The following is a 16,809-nucleotide window of genomic DNA, read 5'->3' on the forward strand; positions in this document are numbered from 1 at the left end:
TGACTCCTTGTGTTGGTTCGATGGGTGGATTGAGTTGTCGTGTGGATTGGATTGTGATGTAGTTGCTCGTTGATGATGTGTTGCGTTGCGGGCGGATCAGCGGAACAGCAGGCTCCGCGATGCTGGCAGCGGCTGGTTTGTCCCGAGCCAGAACGTCGGCATCCTGCCCCAGTGTGTGCCGGGCAGCAGGAACGCGCTTGGATGCGCGTCGGGGCTCTCCGATGGATTCGGCTGATCCGAAGGCTTGTCCTCCTCCTTCTTCTCCGCCTCCTTGCGTGTGCCGGTCACATGCTTGTCCTGAGAGGTTTCCTTGCTGCCGATCTTGATGGTGATCCTGACGTTCGAATCGTCCGGCGTATGATCGTCCGCCTTGACCGTGATTCTGCCTCCGTTGGTAACGATGGGAGCGGGCTGGCCATTCAGCGTGACGAAGTAGTCCGTCTTCTCGCCATAGGAGTCCACCTGACCGTTCATGTCGATGATGATCTCGTTGCGTTCCGAGGGGTTCCACATGACGCTCACCTGATTCCAGTCCCCGACCTTCGCAGGAACCTCATAGACAACATCGCCTGCAGCGGAGCTTTCCGGACCTGGATGGTTCTTGAAGGACGAGTGGGCCGTGATGGCCGGGCAGAGCTTCCATGGCTTGGCCGGAATCGAGTCCTTGCCGCTCAGGGCAGTCGAGGTCTTGTCGGCGTAGCTCACCTGCATGGCATCCGCCTTGCCCTTGGCCGCCCACGCATATTCGCAGATAGAGCCATTCAGATGGACGCTCACATCGGGCTTCTCCTGATTCACGCCGATCTCCACCGGCTTCGACTCGGCTCTGACGGCGGAACCCTTGCTCGGATGCACCGTGGCTGTAGCCGAATACGTGTTGAAATACATCGAATCCTGTACGTCGAACGATGTGGATCCGCCCGGGCACGCCACCGGCTTGGTCTGGCCGTTGAGCGACACGTCGATGGATGTGCAGCCTGCTCCATGCCAATTGGCGACGCTCACGCTGACTTTGACCTTGTCTCCGTCATGCTTCGCATCAACGACGGGTTTGTCCACATCACCATAGACTTGGATGCTCTTGCTTCGTCCGACCTCGCCCATGCCGGCTTTGTTCTCGGCCTGCACGGTGACGACATGGGTTTCGCCGTCATTGGGGATGTCCTCGAAGCGGAAGGTCTTCTTCGTCGTGGAGGGCCCCACCTTTTCCGGGGCTCCATCATCGAGTGACACGTAGAAGGCGGTCGTCGACGATCCGGTGGATTTCGCCGGCAGGCTCCAAGTCGCGGTGATCTCGTCATGACCACCGTCGGCGTGCACCTCGGGGGCTTCCGGCGTCTTGTCCGGTGTGCCCTTTTCGGCATGTGAGCTGTCGGACCAACCGACCTCGTTCTGTGCACGCACGGTGAACATATAGTCGGTGCCGTTCTTCAGACCGGTGATCTGACACGAAGTCACGGCGCCGCACAACTTCTTGCCGCCGTCCCAGCTGACTTCGTAGTCAGTGATCGGGCTGCCGTTTGCGTCGCCCGGCGTCCACGACAATGTCACGGCGCCGTCCTGCTTCGGTCCCGTGATCGGGAACAGGATCGGCGCTCCCGGCCTGTCGACGACCGAGAACGTGTAGGTGGCCGTCACCTGACGGTCGGCGCTGCCGGTCGCGTCGCCGACCGTCACGAGGACGCGCGTCGACGATGCGCCGATGTCCTTCGCCGCCGTCACCGCGATCCGGGAGCCGTCGACCGACACGGACAGCTTGCCGCCGTCGTCGGAGGACGCGGAGACGATCTTGAGCGGCGAATCGGGGAACGGGTTGTAGGCGTCGGCGAGCACATCGACATGCTTCGTCTCGCCGGCCTTGATCCGCGTCGTCGTGCCGTTGACGCGCGCGAGCGGCCGCGTCGACGCCGTCACGCGCGCGGTGACGCCCGCCTGCACGACGCCGCCGTTGCTGCCGTAGGCGATCGAGATCGGCACCGACGCCGTCGCGCCCGGCTTCGCCGTCGTCTCGGCGCTCACGGTGAGCTTGCCGTCGGCGGTGACGCTCGCCGTGATGCCGCCGGAGTTCGTGCCTCCCGAATACTTGAACTTCGCGTCCTCATCGGATTCGGTCGTGTGCGTCAGCTCGCGCAGGTCGATCGTCGTCGGGCTTTCGCCGGCGACGACGTCGACGGTCGTCGACGAGAATGTCGGCGCCGGCATCTCATGGCCGATGACGGTGATCGGCAGTGTGATGACCGACGAATTGACGATCTTGACGTTGCCCTTGCCCTCGCGCTTGCCGTCGGTCACCGTGAACGTGATCGACGCGGGGCCGCCGTAGTCCTTCGCCGCCGTGAACTTGAGCGTCTGGTCGTTGACGTAGAGGTCGTCGTTCGCGGCCTTCGTCGCGCTGACCGAGTCCTTCCCGACGACGGCCGTCTTGCCGACGCCGACGCGCACGTAGTCGGCGATGTTGATCGTGATCGACGAGCCGGCGTTGACGTTGAGCGGCGGCGCCTTCGGGCGCAGCTGCGGCGGGAAGACGCCGTAGGCGGGCACCATGATGAAGGCCGTCGACGTGATGCCGTGCTCGGTGTTCGTGACCGTGTACGGCACGGCGCGCGCCTCGTCGGTCAGGTCGATCGAGATCGTCGTCGGCTTGCCGGACGCCATGTGCGCGTGGTCGCGCGCCGACTTGTCGACGTCGACGGCGAGCACGTCGCTCGAGCCGGAGGGGTTCGCGATGAACTTCGAGACGTCGACGTCGACCGAGCGCTTGTCGATCGTCGCGATCGCCGGCACATGGTAGTCGTATGCGGTCGGCGGCTCGATCGGCGCCTTCGGGTCGACGTTGACGGTGAGCGTCGCGCGGTCGGAGATGCCGGCCTTGTTCTCGATCGTGTAGACGATGTAGCCGGTGCCGGCCGTCGACGGCGTCGTGAACGAGACCATGTCGTTCGTCACCTTCGCGTCGGTGACGCCCTGCGTCTCGAGCTTGTCGTCGACGGTGAGCTTGCTGTCGTCGCTCGCGACGTCGTTGAGCAGCACCGGCACCGTCGTCGCCGTGTTCGGACGCAGCGTCACCGTGTCGTCGCGCGCGTAGACGCTCGAGTTCGCGCCGCTCTTGAAGATGCCGACGCGCACGTTCGCCTGGGCGCGCCGTCCGGTCCAGTCCTCGACGGCGTAGCTGAACTCGTCGGTGCCCGCCGAATCCTCGTACGCCTCGTAGACGAGGTAGTCGGCGCCGACCTCGCTGATGCGGCCGAGCTGCGGCACCGTGTTGCCCAGGCCGAGCAGCTGCACGTCGTCGCCGTCGTTGTCGATGCCGCGCAGCGTGATCGGGATGCGGATCTTCTGGCCGGCGGCAACCTGCGCCTCGACGTCCTTCGGGCTGGCCGCGGCCTTCGCGTCGGCGTCGGCGCGGTGGACGTTGAACGTGATCGTCGCGGACGCGCTGTTGCCGAGCGTGTCGGTGACGGTGTAGGTCACCGGATAGGAGCCGGGTTCGCCCGGCGCCTGGTAGCGCACGATGTCGGAGGCGACGAACACGAGCCCCCTGAACGTGCCCGTGTCGTACTGCAGCTTGTTGCTCAACGTGATCGTCGTGCCGTCCGCATAGGTCACATGGGCGGGCACGTCGACGGAGACGATGCCGCCGGTGCGCACCGAGACGTCGACGTTGCTCGCCTTCGGCGCGCTGCTCGCGCCGGAGAGCGCCGGCGGCTGCAGCACGATCGTGCCGGTCGACGAGCCGGCCGCGTTCGCGACCGTGTATTCGATCTCGACGGGTGCCGTCGGTAGCTGCATCGCCGTCAGGTAGACGCGCTTGTTCGAGACGATGCCGGTCTTGATGCTCGAATCGGCCGGCGCCTTGACGTCGGTCACCGACAGGACGCCGCCGAGCGGGTCGACGTCGTTCGTCAGCGGCTCGACGATCGCCGTGTTGTCGGCGCCGAGCAATGCGACGTCGTTCGCGGCGATCGGGCGCGCCTCGTCCTTCGTCAGCGCCTCGACTTCGACGCGCACGAGGCCGGTCGCCGGGATCGTGCCCTGCGTGGCCGTGTAGGAGACGTAGTAGGTGCCGGTCTGCTGCGCCGTGAACGTGAAGCCCATGTCCGAGGGGTGCGGCGTGGCCGTCGTCTTGTCCGGGGCCTCGACGTCGCTGATCTTGACCGGGTCGGCGGAGGTGCCGTGCACGTAGGGCTTGAGGTCGATCTGCGTCGGTGTGTTCGGCGTCGTCTTCCTGACGACCGGGTCGATGCTCGCCGGCAGCGTATGCGCCGGGCGCACCGCGAAGTACATCGTGCCGGTGGCCGTCTCCTTGCCGTCGGAGACGGTGAGCTTGACGGTCGCGCGTCCCGAGTTCATCGAGCCGGCGTTGAACGTGAGCTGGCCGTCGGCGCGCGTCGAGACGGTGGCCTCCTCGGTGTTCTCGACATGCGCGTCGACGAGCGTGAGCGGGTCGCCGTCCGCGTCGGCGAAGCCGCCGAGCGCGTTGCCGGTGTAGCTCGCGCCCTGCTCGACGTCGATCTGCTCGGGCGTCTCGACCTGGCGGGGCGCATGGTTGCCGGAGTTCGATTCGAACTTGAGCGTGACCGTCGCCGAGCTCGTCTGGTCGCGGCCGTCGCTGATCTCGTAGGTGAAGGTCGCCGTGCCGGTCGACGCGTCGGCGGCGTTGAGCTGCAGATAGCGGCCGTCGTAGATCGGCGAGACGGTGATCGAGCTGTTCTTCGGCGCGCTCACCGACGTGATGCGCAGCACCGAGCAGTCGGTCTGCTCGTCGTTCCTGAGCACGTCGAGGATCTGGTGGGAGCCGACGCGCGCGCCGAACTCATCGTCCGCCGCCTTGATCTGGCCGGACTTCGACGAGCACTGCTTCTCGAAGTTGCGTTTGCTGTTCGTCGACTCGTCGTTGTTCTGCTCGCGGCTTTCCTGCTTCGTCTCGAGCTTCTTCCACTGGATCTTGATGACGCTCGTGTCGACGTCCGGGTTCCACAGGTTGCCGTTGAACACGTCGTTGAGCACGGCGTGGCGGTGGTTGACGCGGTAGACGAGCTGCGACGTGCCGTCGATCGCCTCGAGCGTCTTGAACTGCACGTCGGCGTCGGCCGAGCACACCTTGATCGCGTTGTGCGCCTTCTGCGCCCATGCGCCGCGCACGCAGCCGCCGAGCGAGACCGGCTGCGCCGGCTCGCCCTTGGCGCCCGAGCTCAGCAGGCGCGGATCGCCGCTCTTCGACGAGAGGTCGACGAGCGCCAGGCCGCTCTGCGCGCCGGCGGCGACCCAGTCGTCCTGCTCGGCGTCGGCGCTCGGCGCCTGCAGCACGAGCGGGCCGGCGTCCTTGAATTCGGCGCTGCCGCCCTTGTCCCAGATGAGACGGTCGCCGGAGGCGATGACCGGATGGTCGCCGACGACGGTGAACGAGTCGGCGGACTGCGCGCCGTCGGCGAGCGACGTGACCTCGCGCGGGTCCATCGACTCGGCCGGGTCGACGGCGAGCACCTTCGCGTCGCGCGGACGGTAGCCGTAGACGGTGCCGTCGTGCGTGACGGCGACCTTGCCGCCGACGCCGAGCCTCATCGTCGGGTCGCTGTCGACGGGGCGGATCGATTTGACGTCGGCGGCGTCGCCGACCCAGACGTCGCCGCGCTGCGCGTCGAGCATCGCGACGGTGTCGCCGCCCACATAGGTGTGGATGCCGTTCTTCGTCGGCGTCGAGTCGGCCATCGACACCGTCGCCTGGTCGATCGACGCCGTCGACGCGTCCTCGTCGAGCATCGTGACGGCGCCCGCCTGCGCGACGTCGAACCGCGCGCCGGAGGCCATGACGGCCACGTCCGGCTCCTTGAGCGCCACGTTGAAGCGCGCCGCCTTGCCCTCGTTGAGCGCCGTCACCCACACGGTGCCGTCGTCGAGCTTGAGATGGCGTTCGGTGACCGAGCTGACGATGAACGCGCCGATGATGACGGCGAGCACGGCGAGCAGGCACACGAGCGGCACGAGCCACGGCCTCCTGCCGGTGCGCATGATCGCCTGCAGCCGTTCCTTGCGCCGCATGTCGCGCTCGTATCCGTCGTTCGTCCGCTTCCCGTTGAGCTTCATCGTGTTCCCTCTTCTCTGCCCTTCTGCGCCTGGGCCGTGCCTTCGCCGCCGCGCCTATGCCGCCATGCCCGCCGCGCTCACTTGGCCGCGCAGGCGGTCACCGCGTCCGACGACAGCTGCCGGTCCTGACGCAGGATGCTCACCTTGATGCAGGTCGGCCCGCCGTCCGTCGCCGGCACCGTCGCCGTCGGCTCGTCGACGAGCTTCGCGTTCGCCTGGTCGCCGTCGCCGCTGTTGCTGACGAGCGACCACGCGTAGCGGTCGCCGTCCTGCGGGTCGGGATTGCTCCAGGTGAACTTGACCTCGGTGTTGTTGTTCACGTATTTGCCGGACAGTTCGATCGGCGCCGGCACCGACGTCATCGCGTCGTCATCATCGTCGCCGTCGTCGTTGCCGGGCGAGCCGTTCATGCCCGGGTTGACGACGGTGGCCGTCCTCGCGTCGCCCGAATGGTCGATGTTCGGCAGGATGAACTGCGCGAAGACGACGCCGAACACGACGAGCACGGCGACGACGATCGCCGTGATGATCAGCGGCTTGCGGTTCCTCGGCTTCGCCTCCGGCGTGGCAGGCAGCGCGCCCTGCGCGCCCGCCGTCGCCATCGCGGCGCGCGTCGGATACGGCTCGATGCCCTGCACGTTGACCGGCGTCGCATGCCCGTACAGCTGGATCTGCACCTCCTGCAGCGCGCGCGCGAACTCGAGTGCCGTGAAATAGCGGTGCGCCGGGTCCGGGTCGAGCGCCTTGAGGAGCACCCGCTGCAGCGACTGCGGCACGTCGGCGCGGTTGATCGGCGGCACCGGCTTGTGCAGGATACAGTCGACGAGCTCGTCGATCGTATGCGGGTCGTACGCGTACTCGAACGGCGACTTGCCGGCGAGCATCGCGTACAGCGTCGCCGCGAGCGAATAGATGTCGCTGCGGTCGTCGCCGCCGCCGTGCGAGGCGATGACCTCCGGCGGCGCCCACGGCGGCGAGTAGCCGGTGCTGCGGTGGTCGTAGATGTTCGTCGCGATGCCGAAGTCGGCGATCGCCGGCAGGCCCTGCGCCGTGATCAGGATGTTGCTCGTCTTGAGGTCGCGGTGCACGGTGTTGCTGCGGTGCGCCAGATAGAGCGCGCTCGCGAGCTGCACGCCGTAGTCGAGCGTCTTCTCGACCGAGTAGACGCCCTGCTTGGCGATGATGTCCTTGACCGAGCCGTTGGGCGCGTATTCGAAGATCGTGTACGGGCGGCCGTCGTCGGTGACGCCGGCGCCGTGGACGGTGAGGATGTTCGGATGCTGCAGCTTCGCCATGAAGACCGCCTCGGTCTTGAAGCGCGCGCCGGCCTTCGAATCGAGATGCGTCGTGCCGACCTTGATCGCCACGTCGCGCTCGGTCGCCTCCTGCCGGTAGCGGAAGACGTAGGCCGTGGAGCCCTTGCCGATGACGCCCACGTAGCGGTATCCCCTCAGACGTGGCGGCACGGGCGTGCCCGCCGGTTGATGTGCGGCCGTGGATGCGGTCCTCTGTGGCATGAAGCTGATTCCGTCCTTTTGTCGCAGCCCGCCGCGCCGCCGTCGATGCGGTTCCGCCCCCGGGGCCGCCATCGCGACGCGCGCGCGTATGCGTCGTTTCCTCTACTGCACCATCATGGCCGAAACGGTGGTCAATCGCGGCTCGTCTACTCACGATGCGGATACCACGGACCATCGATTATGGACGTCGCTGCGCCGTGCCCGCGCCAGCGCGCCGCGCGCCGGTGGCGTCCGCGGCGGACGGACGGTATGCTTGGAGGTCGGATCGGCCGCCGACGGCGGCGGCCGGATGAAGGAACGGTCGGCAGGATCGAAGGGGACACGCAGTGACGGAATCACGGGAACCATCATCGGCATCACGGGAATCGGAGGAGAAGGCGATGCAGGAACGGCATGACGATGACGGTCGCGAATCGGCGCAGGAGGAATACCGGCGGGACGTCGGAGCGGCCGAGCGTGAAACGGTACGTGAAACGGTGCGTCAGGCACTGGAGAGCGAACCGGTGCGCACACTGCTCGACGCAGCCGATGCGGCGGGCGCGGCCGTGCAGGACACGGCGCCGACCGTCCTCGTCGTCGGGCCGCCGCGCTCCGGCAAGACGACCTTCGCAATCGACGCGGCGAAGGAGGCGATGACGGCCTTCGGCGCGCAGGACGCCGTGCTCGCCGTCTCGAACCGCCGCCTCGCCGACGACTACGCGCCCGAACTGATCCGCCACGTCGGCGTGAGCACGAGCACGCGCCCGGCGACGACGCTCAACGCGCTCGCGTTCCGCCTCGTCGCCGCGCGCCGCGCGCGCGACGGCGAGCCGGCGCCGAGGCTGCTCAACGGCGCCGAGCAGGACGCGCTGCTGCGCCGCGTGCTCGCCATGCACCTCGACCATGTGCGCGCCGGCGACATGTGCGCCACATGCCGGCTGCTGCGCGACTACTTCCAGAACGAACGATGGGCGTCCTTCGTCGCCGCCGGCGGCACGGCCATCGGCGACGACGACCCGTCGGCCGCCGCGACGACCGAATCGCTGCTCGAGGAGGGCGTCAGCGCCGCCTTCGTCGCCCAGCTGCGCGACATGCTCGCGCGCATGGATGAGGTCGGCGCCGGCGCCGGCAGCGAGGACGCGCTGCTCGCCGCCGTCGAAGGCTGCGGCATGCGCGGCGAGCGTCTGCGTATCCAATGGCGGCTCGCCTACGCGCTGCGCGCCGGATACATCGCGGCGATGCGTGCCGCCTATCCGGACGAATACCGGCTTGACGCCAGCTATCTGCAGGTCGCCGGCACCGACGCCGTGCGCACGCTCGACGCGGCCGACCTGCCGCGCATCGTCGTCGTCGACGACGTGCAGGACCTGACTCTCGCCGGATTCGGCTTCCTCGAGGCGCTGCACCGGCGCGGCGTGCGGCTGCTGCTCGTCGGCAACCCGGACGAGTCGGTGCAGTCGTTCCGCGGCTCGTACCCCGAATACCTGCTGCGGCAGATCGACGAACGTCTGCATCCGACGCATGTCACGCTCGGCGCCGCCGTCGCCGACGACCAGCTGCATGTGCTGCAGGCGCGCGTGAGCCTGTCGATCGAGACGACCGAGGACGGCCTCGCGCCGATGACGCAGCGTCCCGGCAAGATGCCGAAGCTGGACGGCGCGTATCCGATCGCGCCGCTGGATCCGGCGAAGGTCGCGTCCGACGATTCGGTGCGCACGGCGCTCTACCGCACGCCGGACGAGGAAAGCGACGACGTCGTGTGGCACATCAAGACCGAGCACCTGCTCCACGGCGCATCGTGGAACGACATGGCCGTCATCATGCACGACAACGGCGCGATCCGCGCCTACGGCGAGCGCCTTCGCCGCGACGGCGTGCCGGTGCGCTTCTCGTCGGTGACGCGTCCGCTCGCCGAGGAACCCTTCGTCGAAGGCCTGTTCTCGCTGATCGAACTCGCGCAGCTGCGCAACGACGGCGTCGCGCGGCGCACGTTGCCGCTCAAGGCGCTCGCCTCCTTCGTACGTTCGCGCGTGCGCGCGATCGTCGCGAGCCCGCTGCTCGACGTCGCCCCAAAACGGCATGATGGCGCCGGCGCCGCCGGTGACGACGACGCGACGCATCCGATGGACATGCATGCGATCGACGCGGCGATGCGCGCGCTGCAGTCGATCGCCGACGTGCAGGACCGCGCCGAGCTGATCCGCAAGGTGCACGACGACGAGGCCGCCGATTCGGCGCGCGCCGCACTCGACGCGCTCGTCGACGCGGCCGCCGCCGTCGACGCCGCCGCGCGGACCGGGGACGTGGAGGCGCACGACGAGGCGCGGAGCTTCGACGCGATCGCCGACGACGCGCGCGCCGCGGCCGAGGACGGCGACGAAGACGCCGCCGACGCCGTCGCCGGCATTACCGAGGACGCCTCCGATGACTCCGACGCCGCCGCGTCGTCGCTCGGCGAGCTGCGCGGGATGTGGACGGCGCTGCACGACGAGGCCGTCGCCGCGCACGCCGTCGGTAACGTGCATGTGCTCGACGACGAGGACGGCGACGACGTCGGCTTCGGCGTCGACGCGCTGTATCTGCTGCTCGCCGACGACGGCGCGCCGAAGGTCGTCGAGACGGTCGCGTCGATCTGCGGCGCCGGCTCCGGCGAACGCCGCCACGTCGGCCGCAACGCGCCCGCACGCCGCTTCGCAAGGCTGTGGCGCTACGTCGGTCTGATCGCAGAACGGCTGCGTACATTGACGAAGCAGGACGCCGCGCAGCCGCGCTTCGCGCTCGAGGCCGCATGGACCGTCTGCGGCGTCGCCGCCCACTGGCAGCGCCTCGCATTGTTCAACACGCCGGTCGGCCGCGCCGCGAACGACCGCCTCGACGTCGCGATGCGCCTGTTCGACTACGTGGAGCGCAACGGCGGCGCGATGCCGATCGCGACCTTCATCAACCAGGTGCGCCAGCTCCAGATCGAAGCCGATTCGCTCGCGAAGACGGCGCCGCTCGACGAGGCCGTCACATTGACGACGCCGGCCGGCGCCGTCGGACGGCACTGGCGGCATGTGTGGCTGCCAGGCGTGCAGGAGGGCGTATGGCCGAACCTCGCGGCGCGCAACACGATGTTCGGCGGCGAGGACCTCGTCGACATCCGCCTGTACGGCGAACTCGACATGATGCGCGAGGCGCGCAGCGGACGGCACGACATCGCGCTGCAGGAGGTGCTCGGCACCGAGCAGAAGAGCTTCCTCGTCGCGTTGACGCGCGCCGACGAGCAGGTGCATGTCAGCGCGATGCTCAACGACGACGCCGTACCTTCCGAATTCCTCTACGGCTATCTGCCCGAGCATTTCGACCGCGAACGCGACTCGAAGCCGGAGACGCGCGTCTACACGCCGGTCGGCGACGGCGACGGGATGGCGCTCGACGCCGACGCGCGCGGCCTCATCGCGCTCGCGCGCGCACGGCTCGCGGCGTCGGCCGACGGCGTCGTGCCCAAGGACGACGTGGACGACGCCGTCACGGCGCTCGCGCTGCTCGCCGTCAACGGCTATGCCGACGCAGGCCCCGGCAACTGGCCGTTCCTCGACCTGTGGGGCGAGTACCGGCCGGCGCCGAAGGCGAAGGACGGCGCTGGCGATGCCGCGGCCGCGCAGGGCGATGAGTCCGCGCGCGGCGACGGCTCCGGCAGCAGCCTGCTGCGCGCGATAATCCCGAGCATCTCGAACGTGCCGTTCATCCCGGGCGGGCAGGGGGCGAGGGAGCGGACGGACGACCGCGCCGCGACCGCCGGCGGCGCCGTGCAGCCGTCGCCGCAGCCCGCACGATCCGCACAGCCGTCGCAGTCGCCCCAGCTCGCGCAGCCGTCGCATGCGCGGACGGCCGCCGACGGCGCGCCGATCGTCACATTGTCGCCGTCCGTCGTCGACGCGCTGTGGGGATGCCCGGTGTGCGCGCGCATGGAACGCGAGTTCTTCGGGCCGACCGTGCAGCCGTTCACGCTCGACTACGGCTCGATCGTGCACGCCGTGCTCGAGCATGCGACGCGGATGGGCTGGGACATGCCCGACTATCAGGATCACCTCGATCTGGGCGACGCGCAGCTCGAGGCGCGTTTCCGCGACACCGACTCGCCCGACTACGCGACGTGGGACGAGGTCGCGCGCCGTCGTGCCGAACGCCTCGCCGGGCAGATGATCGCCTACTACGAGACGCTGCGCATCGACCCGCAGACGCTGCGCGACGCCGACGAACGCTACGACGCGTCGCTGCGCGACGAGCGCACGCGGCAGACCTTGCTCAACGCCGCCGACTACCTCGTGCGCTCGAACCTGCCGATCTACGAGCAGGGGCCGGACTCAACCGAGGAGGTACCGGTGAGCACCGCCGACCGCAAAGACAACAAGAAGACGAAGACCGAGCACCGCCCGCGCCATTACACGCACCGGAGCCTGCCGACCGTCGGCAGGCTCGTCGGGGCCGAGGCGGAGATCTCCTTCGACGCGTCCTTCACGCTCGCCGACATCACGGCCGCGTTCAACGACGCGACGAAGCTGCAGCTCGACGCCGACCAGGTCGCCGCGATCATGGGCGCGCTCATCGGCGGCTGGCCATGCGAGTGGGACCACCGGATGCACATCCGCCTGACCGGCCGCATCGACCGCCGCGAGACGCGCCGCGACGAGGGCGGCGCATTGCGCTGGAGGCTCATCGACTACAAGACCGGCCACGCGCACGGGCGCGCCGAGAACTTCAGCGACCTGCAGCTCGTGTGCTACCAGCTGGCGATGCGCTTCCCGCACGTCGAGGACGGCGATGCCGGCACGCGGCAGGAACGGCTGCCGATTTCGCGCGCCGCATTGTTCGACGTCGCCGAGGTGACCTATCCGTCGTCGAAGAAGTCGAAGGCGGAGATGCACTACCAGGAGCCGCTGTTCGACGGCGACGCGCTCAACGGAGCCTCGGTGCACCGGCGCGCCGACCCGAACAGCACCTATACGATCGCAAGGCTCGGCGGCCTGTTCCCGCTGATCAAGGACTTCGGCGACCTCAAGGCGCCCGACGGCGTCGACGGGGAGGTCTGGGCGATGCTCGCAAAGAGCGCGCGCGGCGAATCGAAGCTGCTCGTCTGGTCGCTGACGATGATCGCGCGCGTGTTCTATGCGGCCGCCGCGTCGTTGGCGTCGACGATCGACGCGCATCCGACGCCGGAGCACCTCAGGTACTGCCACGACAAGCCGATCTGCCCGGCGTGCGCCGAGAAGATGCAGACCGTGTACGAGACGAAGGGAATGTGACGATGGACACGCAGCACACGTCAACGTACGAACCGCAACAGCAGCCGCCGAGGAGGACGAAGCCGAAGAAGACGCCGAGCCCCCAGCAGCAGAAGATTATCGACGCGCCGAAGGACGACGACTTGCTCGTCGTCGCCGGCGCCGGCAGCGGCAAGACCTTCACGATGACCGAACGCATCATCAGATTCATCGACGACGGCGTGCCGCCCGAGCACATCCTCGGCCTGACCTTCACGAGGAAGGCCGCCTCCGAACTGCTCACGCGCGTCTCGGCGGCCGTGGCCGAACAGACGAAGCAGGCGAATAGGCCTGAACAGCCGGAACGGTCGAAGAAGTCGATGTTCATGAAACCGGACGTGTACACCTACGACGCGTTCTTCCAGTCGATCGTGCGCCAGTACGGGCTGCTTGTCGGCTTCGACCAGCAGACGCAGCCGCTGAGCGAGGCCGGCGCGCGCCAGCTCATCGCGACGACGGTCGGCGAGCACATGGACGTCGTCAGGGACAGCGGCGTCGAGTTCACGCGCTTCACGGCGATCGTCGACGACGTCTTCGCGCTCTCGTCGAACATCGCGAGCTCGATGATCGGCGGCGACTGCGACAGCGTCGACGACGCGATTGCGCGCATCCGCGCATGGGACCGCAGGTTCCTCGAGCTCATCGACAGGATGGGAATCGACTTCGACGCCGTGCCCGACGAGGAGCCGACGGTGCCCGACGTGAGCGCGAAGGCGAAGCGGCTGAGCAAATACCAGTACGACCGCCGCGTCAAGGCGAACGGCGAACCGTACGCGCAGGCGGCGCGCACGAACGAGAGGATCGACTACTGGCGCGACCACATCCAGCAGTTCCATATCAGGCAGATGCGTGACGCGACCGTCAAACGCGAGCTGCTGCTCACGCTCGTGCAGCTCGTCGCGGACGCGAAGCGGCGCAACCACATGGCCGAGTTCAGTGATTTCACGGTGGCCGCCTACCAGCTTGTCACGCGCTTCCCGTCGATCGGCGAACGCTACCGCGCCCGCTACACGCATGTGCTGCTCGACGAATACCAGGACACGTCCACGACGCAGGCGATGCTGCTCGCGAAGCTGTTCTGCGCCCCCGACGGCAGATCGGCCGTCAACGCCGTCGGCGACCCGTTCCAGTCGATCTACGCGTGGCGCGGCGCGAGCCCGGGTGCCTTCCGCCTGTTCCAGCGCTCCTTCGGCCTGCCCGACGACTACGAGCCGCGCGCATTGTCCGAGACGCGGCGCAACTCCGTCGTCGTGCTCGCCGCCGCGAACCATCTGACGGCCGCGCTGCGCGAACGCAGGCGCGACGGCAGCAGCGTGCAGGTGCACGAGGTGGACGTGCATACGCTGTCGAACGTGAGGGACGGCAGCGCCGAGGTGCACGAGGGCACGGTCGGCGTTCTCGGCTACGCGACGCGCGGCCAGGAGATCGACGGCGTCGTGCGTTTCGCGAAGCACGCGATCGCCAAACACGAACACGAGGACGCCGAACGCGTCGCGCGCGGCGAGGAGCCGCGGGGCACGAAGCCGCACGTCGCCGTGCTATTCCGCGGCAAGACGCAGATCCCGTATTTCCAGGCCGCGCTCGAGGAGGCGGGGCTGACGACCTTCGCCGTCGGTACGTCGTCGCTGCTCGAACAGCCGGAGGTGCTCGACGTGCTCGCGCTGATGCACGTCGTCGCCGACCGCTCCGACGCGGCGTCGCTGATGCGGCTGCTCGCGACGCCGCGCTTCGGCCTGGGCGCCGCCGACCTGCGCGCGCTCGCGCGTCTGGCCGACGAACGCAACGTCGACTACCGCTACCGCGCGCTCGTCGAGGCGGGCGTCGTCGGCAGGGACAACGCGGACGCGGCGACGCGCCGGCGCGTCGTGCGCGAGCATGCGCGCGAGGTGCCGAACGCCGTCTTCGCCGCCGACCTGCTGATGGACGACGACGCCGACGAGACGATCGAACAAGCGCATATCTCGAAGGCCGGCAAACGCGCGCTGCACCACGCCGGCGCCGTGCTGCGCCGCGTGCGCCAGGTCGCCTACGGCCCGATCGAGGAGGTCATGCGCGCCGCCGTCGAGGCGCTCGACCTCGACATCGACATGCTCGTCGCCGCCGCCGAACGCCGACGCCGCGCGGGAGAGAGCGGCGACGCGGCGAACGCGACGGCGACGCGCGCATCGATCGACGCGCTGCTGCGCACCGTGCGCACCTACGTGCAGGAGATCGCGACGATGCAGACGCCGACGCTGCGCGGCTACCTGTCGTGGATCGACGCGCAGCGCAACGTCGACGAAGGCGCCGCGCCGATGCCGGACACACCCGTCGACGTCATCCTGATGACGGTGCACCAATCGAAGGGCCTCGAATGGGACGCCGTCGCCGTCGTCGGTCTGCAGGCCACCGCGTTCCCGTCCAACCAGGGCGAACGACTCAAGGTCGACTACGTCAGCCATCCGGGCGTCACGTCGCCGGACGACGGGGACGGCCCGTCCGGCGAGTGGACGGCTCCCGACTACCTGGCGAAGGCGCACACGTGGATCACCGACCCGGCCGCCGTGCCGGTGCCGGTGCGCTCCGACGCCGCGATCCTGCCGGCCTTCCCCGGTAACGCGCGCAAGGCCGCCGAATCGAACGACTACGACCCGATCGCCGCGCTCGGCGCCGATGACGAGGTCGGGCTGCTCGACGACGACGTGTTCGGCAGCCTGCGCGAATACACGATCGTCAACGACGACGGCTTCCCGCGCAACGCCGACGCGCTGTGGGGCGAGGCCGAACTATGGACGATGCCGCAGACCGAGGAGTTCGGCCGACGGCTGTACGCCGACGAACGCCGCCTGATGTACGTGGCTCTGACGCGCGCCCGCGACGAGGCGCTGCTCACCTACAGCGAGGACGCGTCGACGGCGCGCACGCCGGACGACGTCGTCTCGCCGCGCACGGCCGCCGCCGCGCATGCTGTCGCCTGCGCCGCCGGCTACGCCGCATGGGACGACCCGTCGGCGCGCGACGTCGTCGTGCCCTACAAGTCGTCGATGTTCTGGAGGGAGGTCCACGAGTCGCTGCTCTTCGACGCCTCCAGACGCGATGTCCACGAGCACGTCGTCCCCGCCGACCACGTCGTCGCCGCCGTCCGCGCGGCGCGCGAAGGCGAGACGGGGGCCGAGGCCGCCGCGCTCGACGCGCAGTGGACGCACGCGATGCACCGCCCTGCGCTCATCGCCCGCTACAACACGGCGCGCGCCGCCGAGGAGCAGGTGGCGCGGGCGAAGCGCGCGCTCGAGCGGGCGCAGGAGGAGGGCCGTCCCAAGGAGGAGCTCGGCGCGCTCAAGGAACGCCTGCACGAGCTTGAGCAGGACATGTACGACCATGCGTTCACGCTCGCGGCCGACGAGGTCGGCGACGACGCGCCGGCGACGTGGACGCTCGACGAGATCGGCGAGGCGCGCCCCGCCGGCTACTTCGCCGGCGAGCACGCGCGCGATTTCGCCGACGCCGTCGTCGGCGACGCGTGGAACACGCCGATCGAGGAGCGGGAGGAGACGACGTCGCGGCCGTGGCCGTTCGCGCTGAGCGACGGACTGGCCGAACGGCTGCGCACCGGCGCCGCGGACATCGGCACGACGATGGACGGCTGGGCGCGCGCTGGCGCCGCCGAACCCGAACCCGGCGACGTGCGCGCCGGATCGCTCGTCGCGCGCGCATTGGCGTTGATCAGCGACCCGAGCTTCGGCGCGCTGCCGGACATGCCGGACGACCGGCTGCTGGCATTGCTCAAGGACAAGGCGCGCCGCGCGCTGCGCATGCAGCGCATGAACGCGACGGCGCTGCAGCGCGGCGCCGACCTGAACCGCGCCGGCGAGGCGGACGGTGCGGAACTCGGCGACGACGCGCGCCGCCGCCGCGACGAGCGCGACTTCGACCTCGTCGCCGGC

Annotated in this window: 5 protein-coding genes; 3 read left to right on the plus strand and 2 right to left on the minus strand. The window is 69.0% G+C overall.

What is annotated here, in order from left to right; translation table 11 throughout:
- Positions 1–96: 96 nt before the first annotated feature.
- Positions 97–6,084, minus strand: coding sequence for a fibronectin type III domain-containing protein (locus tag BCHO_RS06290; protein ID WP_024541105.1), 5,988 nt, complete (start codon positions 6,082–6,084; stop codon positions 97–99).
- A 77-nt stretch (positions 6,085–6,161) separates the two neighbouring features.
- Positions 6,162–7,601: a serine/threonine-protein kinase gene (locus BCHO_RS06295; RefSeq protein WP_024541104.1), complete on the minus strand. Its 1,440-nt coding sequence runs from the start codon at positions 7,599–7,601 to the stop codon at positions 6,162–6,164.
- Between BCHO_RS06295 and BCHO_RS09270 the strand changes: the two genes are divergently transcribed.
- From BCHO_RS09270 to BCHO_RS06305, 3 genes are all read left to right on the plus strand, one after another.
- Complete coding sequence (locus BCHO_RS09270) at positions 7,600–7,998, plus strand: hypothetical protein (RefSeq protein ID WP_160271588.1); 399 nt, start codon at positions 7,600–7,602, stop codon at positions 7,996–7,998. The two genes, BCHO_RS06295 and BCHO_RS09270, sit on opposite strands and share 2 nt — an antisense overlap.
- The gene (locus BCHO_RS06300; protein WP_024541103.1) at positions 7,982–12,868 is read left to right on the plus strand and encodes a PD-(D/E)XK nuclease family protein; all 4,887 of its coding nucleotides are present in this window, start codon (positions 7,982–7,984) and stop codon (positions 12,866–12,868) included. The genes BCHO_RS09270 and BCHO_RS06300 overlap by 17 nt, the downstream gene beginning before the upstream one ends.
- A gap of 2 nt (positions 12,869–12,870) precedes the next feature.
- Positions 12,871–16,809 (plus strand): ATP-dependent helicase (locus BCHO_RS06305; protein WP_051911627.1); only part of this gene is annotated, 3,939 nt, incomplete at its 3' end.

This window comes from Bifidobacterium choerinum (genome assembly GCF_000741135.1).
GTDB lineage: Bacteria > Actinomycetota > Actinomycetes > Actinomycetales > Bifidobacteriaceae > Bifidobacterium > Bifidobacterium choerinum.